Genomic DNA, 15,361 nt, shown 5'->3' with positions numbered 1-15,361 from the left:
CCGACCCGGCGAACCGTCGAGACCGTCGTGGTCCCTGGTGATTGCAGGACGTCGTGTCCGGCGTCCTGGTGGCGATGTTACCGGGAACAATTCATGGAACACAACGTATGTTCGGAAAATCAGCGGTTCGTGTTTCCTCCACTGGTGTTACCGGACACACTTTCGTCCGATTCGAAGTCGGCAGCGATCATCTCGACGACGGTGTCGACGGTGACTCCGGGGCCGTTGCTCAGCTCGCCGATCTTCTCGCGATCCTTCAGCACGATGATCCGGTCGCTGAGCCGCACCACCTCTTCGAGCTCCGATGAGATGAACACCACCGCCACGCCGCCGGCCGCCAGCTGGCTCACCCGCCGCTGGATCTCGAGCTTGGCCGCGATGTCGATCCCCCGCGTGGGCTCGTCGAGGATGAGCACGTGCGGCCGAGTGGCGAGGGCGCGCGCCAGCAGGACCTTCTGCTGCGTGCCGCCGGAGAGCAGTCCGACGGGACGATCCATATCGGCGGGATCGAGGTGCAGGGCCTCCACATACGTGTCGACGAGCTCAGCAGATTCCGCCGCCGACAGCGGTCGCGACCAACCGCGCAGGGCCTGCAGCGACAGGACGATGTTCTCTCGCGCGGTCAGCTCTCCGATGATCCCCTGGGAGCGTCGGTTCTCGGTCGACATCGCGATCCGGTGCTGCAACGCGACGGACGGGCTGCGCAGGTCCACCCGATGGCCGTCGACCCACAGCTCGCCGCTGTCGGGCCTCACCATGCCGCCCATGAGACTGGCGAGTTCGGTGCGCCCCGATCCCCGCAATCCGGCGAACCCGACGATCTCGCCGCGCTGCACCTCGATGTCGGTGCACCCCATCTCGCCACGACGCCCGAGATCGGATGCCTGGATCGCCGGATCGCCATCCGTGGCGTAGTGATGCGCCTTGCGCTCGGACCCCAGCGCCCGCAGGCTCTCGATGTCCTTCCCGAGCATCTGCGAGATGAGGTCGGCGCGCTCGAGATCCCGCGTCGCGTTCTCGGCGACGAGGCGCCCGCCTCGGAGCACCGTCATCCGGTCGCTGATGGCGAAGGCCTGCTCGAGGAAGTGCGAGACGAACAGGATCGCGACTCCGCGCTCGCGCAGCCCGCGGATGACCCGCATGAGCGTGGCCACTTCCGCCTGATCGAGACTCGACGTGGGCTCGTCCAGCACGAGCACCGCGGGGTCGTCGACGACCGAGCGTGCGAGCGCGACCAACTGCTTCTGCGCCGGCGAGAGCATCGCCAAGGGCGTCCGTGGGTCGAGGTCGTCGAGCCCGAGTCGCGCGAGCGCGGCGGCGGCGTCGATGCGCGTGCGGCGCCAGTCGATGCCGAGCAGGCCGCGACGCTCGCGACCCAGCATCACGTTCTCGCCGACGCTGAGGTTCGGACTCAACTGCGTCTCCTGGAACACCGTCGCGATCCCGGCAGCTCGGCTGTCGGCGACACCCGAGAACCTGCGCGGCACTCCCGCCACCGTCAGCGTCCCCGCGGCCGGTGCGCACGTACCGGTGAGCACGGCGATCAGGGTGGACTTGCCGGCTCCGTTCTCGCCCATCAGGGCGTGCACCTCGCCGGCGAAGAGACGGAAGTCGACGTCGTCGAGCGCCCGCACCCCGGGGAAGTCGACGGTGATCCCCGACAGCTCGACCAGCGGGCGCTGATCGGGCGCGGTCATCAGCGCACCTCCCGCGGAGGACCGGTGGATGCCCGGGGCACCAGCTCCGTCTGGATGCGGGTGAGCGGCGGGATCTCGCGCTCTTCGATCGCGGCGCGCAGCATCTCGACGACGGCACCGCCGAGCGCATGGAAGTCCTGGCGGACGGTGGTGAGCGGAGGAAGGAAGTGCCGCGCGAGCGGAACGTCGTCGAACCCCACGACGCTGAGGTCGGTCGGCACCTCGAACCCCTTGTCGTGCAGGCCGTGGATGAGCCCGATCGCCATGTCGTCGTTCGCGGCGAAGACCGCGGTGTAGTCGGGGAGCCTGTTCAAGCCCATCGCGAAGTCGTAGGCGAAGTCGGCCGTCCAATCGCCGACGACGATGGGCCGCTCTCGGATCCCCCAGGACTTCGCCCGGGTATGGAACGCGCGCTCGCGGGCGCGGGCGTCGAGCCAGTCGAGCGGGCCCGAGATGTGCAGGATGTCGCGATGCCCGAGAGCGACGAGGTGATCGACGACGAGGCTCGTGCCCGCGTGCTGGTCGATCGAGACCGTCAGGAAGGTCGGATCGGCATCGGCTTTGACGACGAGCATCGGCACCCCGATCGACACCCGGCGCAGCGCCGCCACCGACGACGAGCGCGGCGCGATCACGCAGAGGGCATCGACGCCCTGGGTGATCAGATTCTCGACGGCCTCCTGGGGAGAGGTGCCGTCGCCGTCGTGCAGGGCGATCTGGGTGACCGAGTAGTCGGCCGTGCGAGCGGCGAGCTCGACGGCGCGCAGGATGCTGGAAGGACCGAAGGCGACCGAGCTCTCGACGAGCACCCCGATGCGTCGCGAACGCTGCGTGGCGAGCGCTCGGGCGACGAGGTTGGGGCGGTAGTCGAGCTCTTCGATCGCTTCGAGCACACGACGGCGGGTGTCGGGCTTGATGTTCGGGTGATCATTGAGCACCCGCGACACGGTCATGTGCGACACGCCGGCGATCTCGGCGACCTGCCGGATGCCGGGCTTGTCCGAGCCGACGTTCACCATCCGCACCTCCGTCGGCCTCGCCTCGAGCGATGTTACCGAGAACACCGCAGAGCCGCAATGATCGACGGACACGCCCGCTCGGAGTCCCGAGGGAGTCCGAGCGGGCGGATCCCGGCGGTCACGATTCTGCGACCGCCGCTGTCATCGTCACTCGTGCGGAGCGACGCCCGCCCGACGGCGTCGGGCCAGCCACAGCGCCGAACCCGCCGCGAGCAGCAGACCGCCGACGACCGCCGCTGTCAGCGACCCCGCCGCGTCGCCGCCGGTGGCGGCGAGGGGCCCGTTGCCGGCCCCTGCCCCTGAACCGGCGTCGGATCCACCACCGGTGCCGCTTCCACCGCCGTTCCCACCGCCGCCCGGTTCCTCCGCAGCGACCACGGTGAGCGCGAGTCGTGCGAGCTCCGCATCGCCGTCGCGCAGCACGATGGTGTGTGCGCCGGGTTCGATGTCGGCGGGGATCACGACGGTCGACGACAGACGTCCGTCGGTGACCGACGCGGTCGCGAGGGCGCGGTACTCGCTCTCGATCCCGATCTCGACCTCGTCGGCCGGGACTCCGGTGGCCGAGACGGTGACGGAGCCGCCCGCGACGACCTCGGTCGTCGAGAGCGACGCGACCAGCTGCTCGCCCGGTTCGGTTCCCTCACCGTCGAAGGACCAGTTGTCGACCTCGAACAGATCGGTGTCGGCATCCACTCCCTCCGGTCCGGCGAAGACGAAGAACACGTCGTGCTCCCCCGCAGCGCCGGTCACGTCGGCGCTCACCGTCGTCCACTCGCCGAGGGTGCCTTCGACGGGGATCTCCGCGACGACCGGGCCATCGACGTCATCGAGGCGCACCTGCACCGAGGCGCCCTCGACGAGCGGCTTGACGGACGCCGAGACGGAGGTCGCCCCCGCGCCGAAGTCCACGCCCGAGATTCCGGCGAAGTCGCCGTCATCCACGCCGGAGAGCACCATGTTGCCACCGCCGTTGTGCTCGGGGAACTCGACCGAGGCCTCGTCCGTCGAGACCGTCGTGAGACCCAGCTGCCACGCGAGCGTCTCGGCCTCGAAAGCGCGATACGGATCGAAGCTCTCCACCTGGCTCACACCGGCCCGGGTTCCCGTGACCGGCCTGATGGTTCCGTCGTCGTTGAACTCGAGCTTGTCGATGTGCACCGAACGGTAGCCCTGGGTCGACCCCGGGGTGCCGAGGGCGGCGGCCCATGCCGCTCCGCGCGTCTGCGCGTGATACGTGAAGTACGTCTCCCCCTTGTAGGTGAACATGTCGGAGTGGTTGTTGCCGCCGTTGCCCGCTCCGAAGAACGTGCTCTGGTTCTGGAAGGCCACCCCCGCATAGGTCGACGCCGAAAGATCCATCGGATCGTCGGTCATCATGTACGCGATCGCGCCGCGCGACGGGTACTGCCCCGGCACCTCGTTGACCTGGAAGTTCGACGAGTACGAGTAGTAGTACGTGTCACCGCGCTTGAAGAGGCTGGAGGCCTCGAACATGCCCGGGGCGTCGATCTCGACCGGATCGCCGTCGAGGGTCACCATGTCGTCCTTCAGCTTGACCACACGCGTCGACTTCGGGTTCTGCGGACCCTGCACGTTCGGTGCGGTGCCGATCTGGGAGTTGCCGCCGAAGTAGAGGTAGCCCTGGCCGTCGTCGTCGATGAAGACCTCGGGGTCGAAGAGCCACATGCCCGCCGGGAACCCGCCCTCTGCGATGTAGTCGCGGTCGACGGTGTCGGGGATGATCTTCTTCCCCAGCGGATCCTCCCACGGACCGAGGGGCGAACCCCCGACGACGACGGCCGTCCCCGTTCCGCTGTCGCAGAAGTAGAGGTAGACCTTGCCGTCCTTCTCGATCGCGGCGGGTGCCCACGAGTTGCGGGCCCAGGGAGCGGCACCGCCCTCACGGGCGACCGGAACGGTGCCGTGATCGACCCAGTTCACCATGTCGCTCGTCGACATCACGTTCAGCCGGGTGATGCCCCCGTACCCGTTCGACTGCGTCGGCAGGCCGTTCTCGTCCTTGGAGTTGAGCTCGTACTGCTGGGTGTCGTCCGTCGAGTAGATGTACAGGCGGCCGTTGTAGACGAGGTGGTGCGGGTCGGCGCCGAACTTGTGGCCGACGAGGGGGTTGTGGTCGCCGACGGGCTTCGTCTGCACCTTTTCGAGGCTGGTGAACTCGGGCTGAGCCGGAGCATCCGCGATCTTGACGAGCGACACCTCGTCGACGGCGAAGTCCTGCAGCGCGGACGAGCCCCAGGGCGTCTCGACGAAGAACCAGTCGGCGGACGCGTGGCGCGCCTCGGCCGTGAACTCCTGCGAGAACGTGCCCCACTCGCCCTTCGTGAACGTGTGACCGTAGTCCGCGCACCCGTTGAAGTTCGAGGGGCAGAAGGTGAAGTTGAACTGCTGCGTGTCGGCGCCCTCGTCGTACTTGAGCTTGCCGGTCACGCGATACGAGGCGCCGAGTTCCAGCTTGCCGCTGACGCTGGCGAACGGTCCCGACTGCGTGTTCTCACGCCCCGTCACGGCGAGCGCGTGCGCGCCGGATGCCGCATCGTCGCTGAGCACGAGCGTTCCACCGCGGGTGGTGGTCCATCCGGCGCTGTCCGTCACGAAGCGACCGTCGGGCAGGAGGTTCCCGGGGACGGCGGGCGGCTCGACAGCAGCACCCGAACCGTCCTGCGCGACGAGCGCCACGTCGTCGATGACGAAGCTCTGCACATCGGTGTTCCAGGGCGTCTCGACGAAGAGCAGGTCGTACTCGGCGCTGAGCGGCGTGAAGGTCTTCTGCACCGTCGCCCACTGGCCGGCCGTGGACGTCGTCGAGGCGACGACATCGCAGCGACTGCGGGTCGATGTGCACAGCACGACGTTGAAGTTCTGCGTCTCGCGCCCCTCTGCGAACTTGAGCGACAGGCTCAGATCGTACGAGGTCCCGGTGTCGAGCAGGCCGGTGACGGTGGCCGTCGGGCCGGACTGGAACGAGGTGCGAGCGCTGATCTGGAGCGACTTCGCCCCGGTACGTGCGTCCGTGCTCTCGGCGAGGGTTCCGCCGAGAGGTGCGGACCAGCCGCTGATGCCCGTCTCGAACGTGCCGTTCCCGATGAGCTGCGTCGGCGCGGCGAACGCCGTGCTCGTCGCACCGAGGGTCAACGATGACGCCGCGAGTGCGGCGACGCCGAGCAACGCAGCGAACCGCGCTCCTGATCGGCCGCGTGCGGCGACGGTTCTGTGTGGTCTCTTCACTGCTGTTCTCCTTCTCTGGGGTCGCTCGATGGCGCGCCGAGATCACGGTCGGACGGACGGATCCGTTCGATCGCCGGCGCGTTCGTGCGGGGCTGTCAGCGACGTCGTTCGGGTCGACGGCGGATCGCCGCAGAGCCGGACGCCGGCTTCCTCGTGGGTCGTGGGGTGAAGCTCCTCGGAGGTGCGAGGCGCGGCGGCGCGCTACAGGGCGCGCGTCTGACGTTCGGGGTCGACGTCTGTGCGGGTGGGTCCGTCGAAGCTGTTCATGCGCTCTCCTCCTCGAGATGCAGGACGACGATCGTCGTCGACCGCGTGGCATCCGAAAGGATGCGGCGGGCGTCTGCCTCGGATGTTACCGGTAACAGTTTTAGGAAAGCAAGAGCCGGGATGCTCCGCTCGTCGGTCAGAGGCCGAGCCGCTCCAGGAACCCGTTCACGAGCCGCCGCTCGGGGTCGAAACGCGCGGCCAGGGCGTCGAAGTCGTCGAAGCGCGGATACCGCTCGCGCACCTCGGTGGCGTCGAGCGTGAACACCTTGCCCCAGTGGGGACGGGCCGTCGGCGGCAGCGCCGCTTCGAGCGTCGGCAGGAACGCGCGCACGGCGGCCTCGTCCGGCCTCCACGTGAAGTGGATGCCGACGGCATCCGTGCCGTACGACGGACTCAGCCAGAGGTCGTCGGCCTTCACCGTGCGGATCTCGTTCACCAGCAGGAGCGGAGCGATCTGCCCGGCGAGCGAACGCACGGCCTGGATCGCCGTGACGGCGTCGGCTCGGGGCACGAGGTACTCGCTCTGGATCTCGGCACCGGCCGAGGGGGTGAACTCGAGCTTGAAGTGCGCGAGCCGCTCGAACCAGGGCCCGGGCACCCCGAGCTGCTCGGTGCAGGCGACGGGGTCGACGCCGAGGATCGGATGCCGCTTGCTCGCTGCGGCTTCGGCGCCCAGGCTCTCGAACAGGGACTCGCGGGCGGCCTCACGCGCCTCGGGGAGGCGCTGCTTGACCCAGATCTGGTCGGCGACGTCGGTGTGCTGCCAGGTCGAGAAGATACTGACGCTCGTGCCGATGCCGGTGACCGCCTCGAGGTCCGTGAGGATCGCGTCCCACGACGGGTGCTCGAAGACGTGCTGCGCGACGTCGTAGGTCGGCTCGACGTCGAGGGTGAGGTCGACGATCGCGCCGAGGGCGCCGAGGCTCACGACCGCACCGTCGAACTCGGCGTCGCTGCGATGCAGCTCGCGCGTCTCGCCTGCGGGCGTGACGATCGTGAGGGCGCGCACGGCGCTCGCGAGGGAGCCGATCGCGTCACCGGAGCCGTGGGTGCCGGTGGCGACGGCGCCGGCGAGGGAGATGTGCGGCAGCGAGGCGAGGTTGGCGAGCGCGAGCCCCTCGGCGGCGAGCAGCGGGGCGATGTCGCCGTAGCGCAGCCCTCCGGCCACCCGCACGGCGTCGCGCTCCGGACTCACCTCGAACACCGCGGGCAGCCGGTCGAGGGCGATCAGCACGCCGTCCGTGTCGGCGATGTCGTTGAAGCAGTGGCGCGAGCCCAGCATCCGCACCATTCCGCCCTGCGAGAGCAGCGCCCGCAGCTCGTCGATCGACGCCGGGTGCTCCACCCGGGATGCCCGGTAGGTGAGGTTGCCCGCCCAATTGCGTTCGTTGCCCATCGCGCCAGCATAGCCAGGAGCACATTCTCTACAACGATGTACCACGGCGGACGACGACCCCGCGGGTAGGCTGACCGCATGACGACGACCCCGCCGCGCCGCGCGACGATGAAAGACGTCGCCGCTCTCGCCGGTGTCTCGCCGAAGACGGTCTCGAACGTCGTCACCGGCACCGTCCCCGTGAACGACAGCACACGCTCGAAGGTCGAGGCGGCGATGGCGCAGCTCGACTTCGTGCCGAACCTCAGCGCCCGCGGGCTGCGCAAGGGACGCTCGGGGATCATCGCCGTCGCCCTCCCCGATCTCGCGACCGCGTTCTCGGCCGAGCTCGTGCACCGGATCGTCGAAGCCGCGCACGAGCGGGGGCTGGCCGTGCAGATCGAGGAGACGGCATCCGAGCCCGAGCGCGAGAAGGAGCTGGTCTCCCGCGCCCGAGCCCACCTCGTCGACGGCCTGATCCTCAACCCCATCCGCCTCGAGGACAGCGTGCTCAAGTACGCCGACCGTCTGCCGCCGCTCGTCGTGATCGGCGAGGTCGAGCAGAACCGCGCCGACCACGTGCGCATCGACAGCCGGCTCGCCGCCGCCGATGCCGCGCGGCATGTGCTCGCACGCGGCGCCCGGCGGATAGCGGTCGTCGGCGCCGACGACGACCCCTCGGTCGCGACCGCCACGAGCCGCCTGCGCCTCGAGGGCGTGCACGACGCGCTCCGGGAGGCGGGCATCCCCCGCGATCCGGCGCTCGAGGTCAACCGCCTGCCGTGGGAGATGGCGGGCGGAGCGGATGCCGTGCGCACACTGTTCGAGCGCGGCGTCGCCTTCGACGCGATCGTCGCCTTCACCGACTCCCTCGCCCTCGGCGCCCTGCACGCGCTGCACGACCGCGGCGTGCGCGTGCCGGAGGACGTGATCGTCACGGGCTTCGACGACGTCGAGTTCTCGAAGTACACCTCGCCGTCGCTGACCACCATCGCGTTCGATCGCCGGGCCTTCGCGGTCGCCGCCCTCGGCCTGCTCGAGACCCGCATGGACGACCGGTCCGCTCCCCCGCGGGCCCTCACGCTGTCGCATCATCTGCTGGAGCGCGACAGCACGAAAGCCGCACCGCTCGGCTTCCGGCCCTGAGCCACGGCATCCGTTCGGATCGTCTGCTTGCGTCGGCGATTACATCGATGTAATGATGAGGCGTCCACCATCCGGTCACGAAGGAGTGACGATGACGCCCCCGCTCGATCTGTCCCGCCGGCAGTTTCTCACCGCCGCCACGCTCACCGCCGGCGCGGCACTGCTCGCCGGCTGCTCTCCCCTCTCCCCCGCAGGATCTCGCACCGAGACCCTGCAGTTCTGGCACCTGCTCTCCGGAGGCGACGGCGTGACGATGTCATCGCTGCTCGACGGTGTGAACTCGGCGCAGTCCGACTACCGCATCCGCCCCACCGTGCTCGCCTGGGGCACCCCGTACTACACGAAGCTCGCGATGGCGGGTGCCGGCGGACGAGCCCCCGACGTCGCGATCATGCACGCGACGCGCGTGAACGGCTGGGCCCCCGGCGGGCTCCTCGACACATGGGAAGTCGACCGGCTCGCCGAGCTCGGCGTCGACCGCTCCACCTTCCCCGGCCCGATCTGGGAGAAGGGATTCGTGGGCGACCGCCTCTACAGCGTCGCGCTCGACGCCCACCCCTTCGTGCTCATGTTCAACACCGACATCTGCGACGCGGCCGGGGTCCTCGACTCCGACGGCAAGCTGCAGCAGACATCGTCTCCCGAGGAGTTCGTCGATCAGCTCCGGGAGGTCGGGGCGCAGTCGCCCGAGCACGCGCTCTCGTTCGGGTACCTCGGCGACGGCGCCCAGATGTGGCGCCTGTTCTACGGGCTCTACGCGCAGCACGGCATGCAGATCGAACTGCCCGTGGGCGGCACGGCCGTGATCGACAAGGATGCCGCGGTCGAGGCGCTGCGCTTCATGCAGACCCTGCTCGACGGTGAGATCGCCGCCGCCCGCGCCGACTACGGCGGGGCCGTCGCGGAGTTTGCCACCGGCAAGAGCGGCATGCTCATGACCGGCGTGTGGGAGTTGCGCACGATGCAGAGCAACGATCTGCCCTTCGACGCGACCACCATCCCGACGATCTACGGCACGCCGGCGGTCTACGCCGACTCGCACTCCTTCGTGCTGCCCCACCAGTCGAACGCGAACGAGGAGCGCCGCGACCTCGTGTACCGCTTCGTCGCCGACATGCTGAAGGACTCGTTCCAGTGGGCCGAGGCCGGGCACATCCCCGCCTACCTCCCGGTCACCTCCTCCCCCGCCTACGACGACCTCGTGCCGCAGGCGCACTACGCCTCGGCCGCCGACAACGTCGTCTACGACCCGACGGCGTGGTTCACGGGTTCGGGGTCGAGCTTCCAGGGCGAGTTCGGCGCCGCCGTGCAGAACGTGCTGCTCTCCGGCGCCGACCCGGCCGCCGCGATCGACCGCTTCGAAGCGCGCGTGAACACGCTGCTGCGACAGCCCAACCCCGCCGACCCCGAGGGGACGTGGAAGTCATGAGCGCCACCGCCACCCGCACCATCGTCACCGGCGGAGCATCCGACTTCCGCCCTCGCCGCGCCGGCTCGCGCAGGCACGAGCAGCTCATCAGCTGGGCCTTCCTCACCCCGTTCCTGATCGCCTTCGCCCTGTTCCTCGTCTGGCCGATCCTGCACGGCATCTACCTGAGCTTCACCGACCAGTCGCTCACCGGCGCCGGCGGAGGGTTCGTCGGGTTCGCCAACTACGCGGAGGCCCTCGTCGATCCGGTGATGTGGCAGTCGATGGGCAATACCGTCTGGTTCACACTGCTCTCGACCGTTCCGCTCGTCGCGATCGCCCTGCTCATGGCGGCGCTCGTCGACCGGGGCCTCCCCGGCCAGTGGCTTTGGCGGCTGTCGTTCTTCATGCCGTACCTGCTCGCATCCACCGTGATCTCGCAGATCTGGGTCTGGATCTTCAACCCCCAGATCGGCGCGGCCAACAACATCCTGACCTTCTTCGGCCTCGAGCCGATCGCCTGGCTGCAGAACTCCGACACCAACATGCTGTCGATCGTGATCGCGACGGTGTGGTGGACGGTCGGGTTCAACTTCCTGCTCTACCTCGCCGCCATGCAGAACATTCCTCCGCAGCAGTACGAGGCGGCATCCCTCGACGGGGCCGGCGCGTGGCGTCAGTTCTGGTCGATCACGCTCCCGCAGCTCGGACCGGCCACCGCGCTGATCCTCATCCTGCAGATCCTCGCCTCGCTGAAACTGTTCGACCAGGCGTACCAGATGCTCGGCGGCGTCGCGAGCGACACCACCCGCTCGATCGTGCAGTACATCTACGAGGCCGGCTTCGTGAACTACCGCTTCGGATACTCCGCGGCGATCTCGTACGTCTTCTTCGCCCTCATCGTCATCATCGGCGTCGCGCAGGCCCTGGTCACGCGTCGCAAGAAGGAGCAGTGATGTCCTCCGCCACCCTCATCCCCACCGACTCCGCATCCGACGACCAGACCCGCACGCTCATCGTTCCCCGCCACCGGCGCCCCGCGCGCCCGAAGCTGCCCGGTCAGAAGCCGTTCTCGCCGCTGCGCATCGCCGCGTTCGTGGTGCTGGCGCTCCTCGCGATCGGCTGGCTGCTGCCGTTCCTCTGGGCGGTCGCGACCGCCTTCAAGACCGAGACGGATGCCGCGTCCGGCGACCCCGGCTGGGTCGGCGCGAGCGGCCCCACCCTCGAGGCGTTCACGGCGATCCTCTCGCAGGGAAACGTCTACGTCTGGGCGCTCAACAGCCTGTGGACCTCGGTCGCCGTCACCCTCATCACGCTGACGATCTCGGCCCTGGCGGCCTACGCCTTCTCGCGGCTCGACTTCACCGGCCGCAAGTGGCTGTTCGTCGTGATCATCGCCTCGATCGTCGTGCCGCCGCAGGTGCTGATCATCCCGCTCTTCTACGAGATGCTCGCGTTCAACCTGATCGACACGCACTGGGGTCTGATCCTGCCGCAGGTCGTGGCGCCGGCGATGGTGTTCATCCTCAAGAAGTTCTTCGACGCGATCCCGATCGAGCTCGAAGACGCCGCCCGCGTCGACGGCGCCAGCCGCCTGCGCATCTTCTGGTCGATCGTGCTGCCGCTGTCGCGGCCGATCCTGGCATCCGTGGCGATCTTCGTGTTCATCGCTGCGTGGAACAACTTCCTGTGGCCGTTCCTCGTCATCAACGACACCACGCTCATGACGCTGCCGGTCGGGCTCCAGACCGTGATCAGCGCCTACGGCGTGCAGTACGCGCAGGTCATGGCGCAGGCCGTGCTCGCCGCGCTCCCGCTCATCGTCGTGTTCCTCATCTTCCAGAAGCAGATCGTCAAGGGAGTCGCGACCAGCGGCTTCGGCGGTCAGTAGTAGTCCCCCGTCCCCCCGGCATCCGCCGCAACCAAGGAGAGCAATGTCTCACGCCCGCATCACCATCGACCGCGACTTCACCATCGCCGACGTTCCCCGGAGGCTCTTCGGGTCCTTCGTCGAGCACATGGGGCGCTGCGTGTACACCGGCATCTACGAGCCGGGGCACCCGCAGGCCGACGAGCGCGGATTCCGTCAGGACGTCCTGGCCCTGGTGAAGGAGATGGGACCGACGGTCGTGCGGTATCCGGGCGGCAACTTCGTCTCGGGCTACCGCTGGGAAGACGGTGTCGGCCCGGTCGAGGATCGCCCGGTTCGGATCGACGGCGCGTGGCACACGATCGAGACCAACGCCTTCGGCCTGCACGAGTTCATGGACTGGGCGAAGGAGGCCGACGTCGAGGTGATGGAGGCGATCAACCTCGGCACCCGCGGCGTCGAAGAGGCCCGCGCACTCGTCGAGTACGCCAACCACCCGGGCGGCACGTACTGGTCGGACCTGCGTCGCAAGAACGGCGCGGAGCAGCCCTTCGACATCAAGCTGTGGTGCCTGGGCAACGAGCTCGACGGACCGTGGCAGATCGGCGGCAAGACCGCTGCCGAGTACGGCCGTCTCGCGCAGGAGTCGGCCAAGGCCATGAAACTGGTCGACTCGTCGATCGAACTCGTGGCGGTCGGGTCGTCGAGCAGGTCGATGCCGACGTTCGGGTCGTGGGAGCACACGGTGCTCACCCACGCCTACGACGAGGTCGACTTCGTCTCGATGCACGCCTACTACCAGGAGCACGACGGCGACACCGAGTCGTTCCTCGCGGAATCGGTCGACATGGACGGCTTCATCGAGGGCGTCATCGCGACGGTCGACGCGGTCAAGGCCGCCGGCAAGCACACCAAGCAGGTCGACATCTCGTTCGACGAATGGAACGTGTGGGATCAGCGCAAGTACAACGACGTCGAGGCGGGCGAGATCGCGAAGGCCGGATGGCGCGAGCACCCGCGCCTCATCGAGGACACCTATTCGGTGACGGATGCCGTCGTCGTCGGCACCCTGCTCAACAGCCTGCTGCGGCACGGCGACCGCGTGCGCATCGCCAACCAGGCGCAGCTGGTGAACGTGATCGCGCCGATCCGCTCGGAGGAGAACGGTCCGGCCTGGCGACAGACCAGCTTCTGGCCGTTCGAGCGGATGGCGCGGCTGGCGAAGGGGCGCATCCTGCGTCTCGCCGTCTCGGCGTCGCAGATCGCGACGAAGCGCTACGGCGACGTCGACTCGGTCGATGCGGCCGCCACGTGGGACGAGGAGACCGGACGCCTGGTGGTGTTCGTGGCGAACCGCTCGCTCGACTCGGCGAACGACCTCACGATCGACCTGCACGGCCTGGGCGACCTGCGCGTGCGCCAGGCCGAGACGCTCACGATCCCCGAGGGCGGCGACCGCTCGACCGCCAACCTCGAGACGGCCCCGGACACCGTGCACATGGTGCCGCTCGCCGCCGCCGAGATCGTCGACGGAACCGTGCGGGCGACCCTGCCCGCCCTGTCATGGTCGGTCATCGAGCTCGAGGTGACGCGCGCCTGACCCGCCCTGGGTCCGTGCGCCACCCTGGGTCCCTGAGCCCGTCGAAGGGCCCCAGCCCCGAGAAGGGCCCGGCATCCACCGCGGATGCCGGGCCCTTCTGGGTGCGAGAGCGGATGCCGCGACTACTCCCAGACGACCGTCGGGGTCTCGGCCGCGAAGTCGACCTTCGGGGACAGCATCCCTGCACCGAAGAGCACCTCGAACGCACCGCGCTCGCCCGCGGCGTTCTGTCCCTCGAGCGTGATGTCGGTGCGGAACGACTCGTATGTCGAGACGACCGCGCGGTCGCTGACCTCTCCGACGAGGGCGGCGAGCGACGCCTCGCCCTCAGCGGTGAGGGCGCGGGTCACGGTTCCGTCGACGGGGCTGAAGCCGTCCTGCTCGATGCCGGTGACATCCATGCCGCAGGGCGTCGCGAGCGTCTTCATCGCCAGGCACTCGCGCAGCGAAGCCGTGACCAGTTCGCGGAACGACGTCACCCCCGTCTCGCTCAGCACGGGACGCAGCATGCTCGCCGCCTCTTCGCTCTTCTCGTCCGCGACGAGAAGCGTCGTCTCGCCCTCGATCGTGAACTCTTCGAGGCTCGTTGCGAACTCGTACATGCCCGGGAAGACCAGGGCGTCCTCCGAGATCTCCACGCCGTTCACCGTGAGGCCGATGTCGTCGAACCCGTAGGTCGAGATTCGCGCGCCTCCGTTGTACATGGTGATGTCGCCGTCGTACTCGCTCTGGTACATCCCGAACTCGCGTGTCACCTCGGTGCCGCCGACCGTGAAGGTCGCGGGCACGACGACGTCGCTGTACTCGCCCTCCTCGGCCTCACCGACCTCGATGTCGTCGATGGCGCCCAGCTCGAGAGAGGCCTCGAGCACCTCGTCCGTGAGGAGCACATCACTGTACGACGAGGTGTCGACGTACTTCCGCGCCGTCTCGGCATCGCCCTCCGAAAGGGCGGTGAGGTACTCCTCGACCCACTCCTCCGGGGTGGCCGCGGGCGGCGCGGGCTCGCCGTTCGAGCCGCCTCCGGCGTCACCGCCGCGACCCGCCAGCGGGATGATGATGGCCAGGGCGATCACGAGCAGGACGACGACTCCCGCCGCGATGATGCCGATGATCGCACCGAGCGGAAGCTTCTTGTTCGGGCCGATCTCCGGCCCCGCCGGCGGAAAACCCTCCCCGGGCTGGCCGTAAGGCTGAACGTAGGGCTGACCGGGTGCAGGCTGACCGTAGGGCTGCCCGGGTGCGGGCTGACCGTAGGGCTGACCGGGAGCAGGCTGCCCGGGAACGGGCTGACCGTAGGGCTGACCGGGTGCAGGCTGGCCATAGGGCTGACCGGGTGCAGGCTGATCCGGCGCGGGCTGACCGGGAGCCGCCTGGCCGTCGGGCTGACCGGGAGCGGGCTGACCAGGAGCGTGCTCGCCGGGTGCGTTCGCCGAGGCTTGGCCGGGAGCGTGACGCGGATCCGCGGGCGGGAGGGCGTGTCCGCCGGGGACGTATTCCGAGCCATCCGGGCCGGCCGGCGTCGTGGCCGGGGGCACGTCCGGGGCGTCTGCTGCGGCGGGTGGCGCCGGCGGTGGCGTGGGGACCGCATCCGATGCGGAACCGGCCGCCGCCGGGTCATGGGGCTGGGGAGTCTCCGGTGTCTCGTGTTCACTCACGGATACAGCATAATGTCCTCGTTTGCGGCATATCGGGATGCCCGGCCATGCCCGCCGCAACGATCTCCGTGT

At 69.0% G+C, this 15,361-nt stretch carries 10 protein-coding genes; 5 read left to right on the top strand and 5 right to left on the bottom strand.

Features of this window, described 5'->3' with window-relative positions; all coding sequences use genetic code 11:
- Window positions 1–119: 119 nt before the first annotated feature.
- From ACIPVN_RS12255 to ACIPVN_RS12240, 4 genes are all read right to left on the bottom strand, one after another.
- Complete coding sequence (locus ACIPVN_RS12255; RefSeq protein ID WP_400443071.1) at window positions 120–1,697, bottom strand: sugar ABC transporter ATP-binding protein; 1,578 nt, start codon at window positions 1,695–1,697, stop codon at window positions 120–122.
- Window positions 1,697–2,716, bottom strand: a complete 1,020-nt coding sequence (locus ACIPVN_RS12250) for a LacI family DNA-binding transcriptional regulator (RefSeq protein WP_400443069.1) — start codon at window positions 2,714–2,716, stop codon at window positions 1,697–1,699. The genes ACIPVN_RS12255 and ACIPVN_RS12250 overlap by 1 nt, the downstream gene beginning before the upstream one ends.
- Before the next feature lie 147 nt (window positions 2,717–2,863).
- On the bottom strand, window positions 2,864–5,965 hold the full coding sequence (locus ACIPVN_RS12245; RefSeq protein WP_400443067.1) for a carbohydrate binding domain-containing protein: 3,102 nt from the start codon (window positions 5,963–5,965) through the stop codon (window positions 2,864–2,866).
- A gap of 403 nt (window positions 5,966–6,368) precedes the next feature.
- On the bottom strand, window positions 6,369–7,628 hold the full coding sequence (locus ACIPVN_RS12240; protein ID WP_400443065.1) for a D-arabinono-1,4-lactone oxidase: 1,260 nt from the start codon (window positions 7,626–7,628) through the stop codon (window positions 6,369–6,371).
- Between the two features lie 78 nt (window positions 7,629–7,706).
- On the opposite strand from ACIPVN_RS12240, the gene ACIPVN_RS12235 reads away from it, so the two are divergent.
- The 5 genes from ACIPVN_RS12235 (at window position 7,707) to ACIPVN_RS12215 (ending at window position 13,631) form a co-directional block, all read left to right on the top strand.
- Entirely contained in the window at window positions 7,707–8,753 is a 1,047-nt protein-coding gene (locus ACIPVN_RS12235; protein ID WP_400443063.1) for a LacI family DNA-binding transcriptional regulator, read from the top strand.
- Between the two features lie 91 nt (window positions 8,754–8,844).
- Window positions 8,845–10,182: an extracellular solute-binding protein gene (locus ACIPVN_RS12230; protein WP_400443061.1), complete on the top strand. Its 1,338-nt coding sequence runs from the start codon at window positions 8,845–8,847 to the stop codon at window positions 10,180–10,182.
- A complete protein-coding gene (locus ACIPVN_RS12225; RefSeq protein WP_400443059.1) occupies window positions 10,179–11,117 on the top strand; it encodes a carbohydrate ABC transporter permease in 939 nt (312 codons plus the stop codon). Before ACIPVN_RS12230 ends, ACIPVN_RS12225 begins: the two co-directional genes overlap by 4 nt.
- The gene (locus tag ACIPVN_RS12220) at window positions 11,117–12,052 is read left to right on the top strand and encodes a carbohydrate ABC transporter permease (RefSeq protein WP_400443057.1); all 936 of its coding nucleotides are present in this window, start codon (window positions 11,117–11,119) and stop codon (window positions 12,050–12,052) included. Before ACIPVN_RS12225 ends, ACIPVN_RS12220 begins: the two co-directional genes overlap by 1 nt.
- Before the next feature lie 43 nt (window positions 12,053–12,095).
- Window positions 12,096–13,631, top strand: coding sequence for an alpha-N-arabinofuranosidase (locus ACIPVN_RS12215; protein WP_400443056.1), 1,536 nt, complete (start codon window positions 12,096–12,098; stop codon window positions 13,629–13,631).
- A gap of 122 nt (window positions 13,632–13,753) precedes the next feature.
- Here ACIPVN_RS12215 and ACIPVN_RS12210 read toward each other — a convergent pair whose 3' ends face one another.
- Complete coding sequence (locus ACIPVN_RS12210) at window positions 13,754–15,289, bottom strand: hypothetical protein (protein ID WP_400443054.1); 1,536 nt, start codon at window positions 15,287–15,289, stop codon at window positions 13,754–13,756.
- Window positions 15,290–15,361 lie beyond the last annotated feature (72 nt).

The organism is Microbacterium sp. NPDC090003, assembly GCF_044748385.1.
In the GTDB taxonomy this organism is placed as follows: Bacteria; Actinomycetota; Actinomycetes; order Actinomycetales; family Microbacteriaceae; genus Microbacterium.
This window is presented reverse-complemented; position numbering and strand designations above follow the sequence as displayed.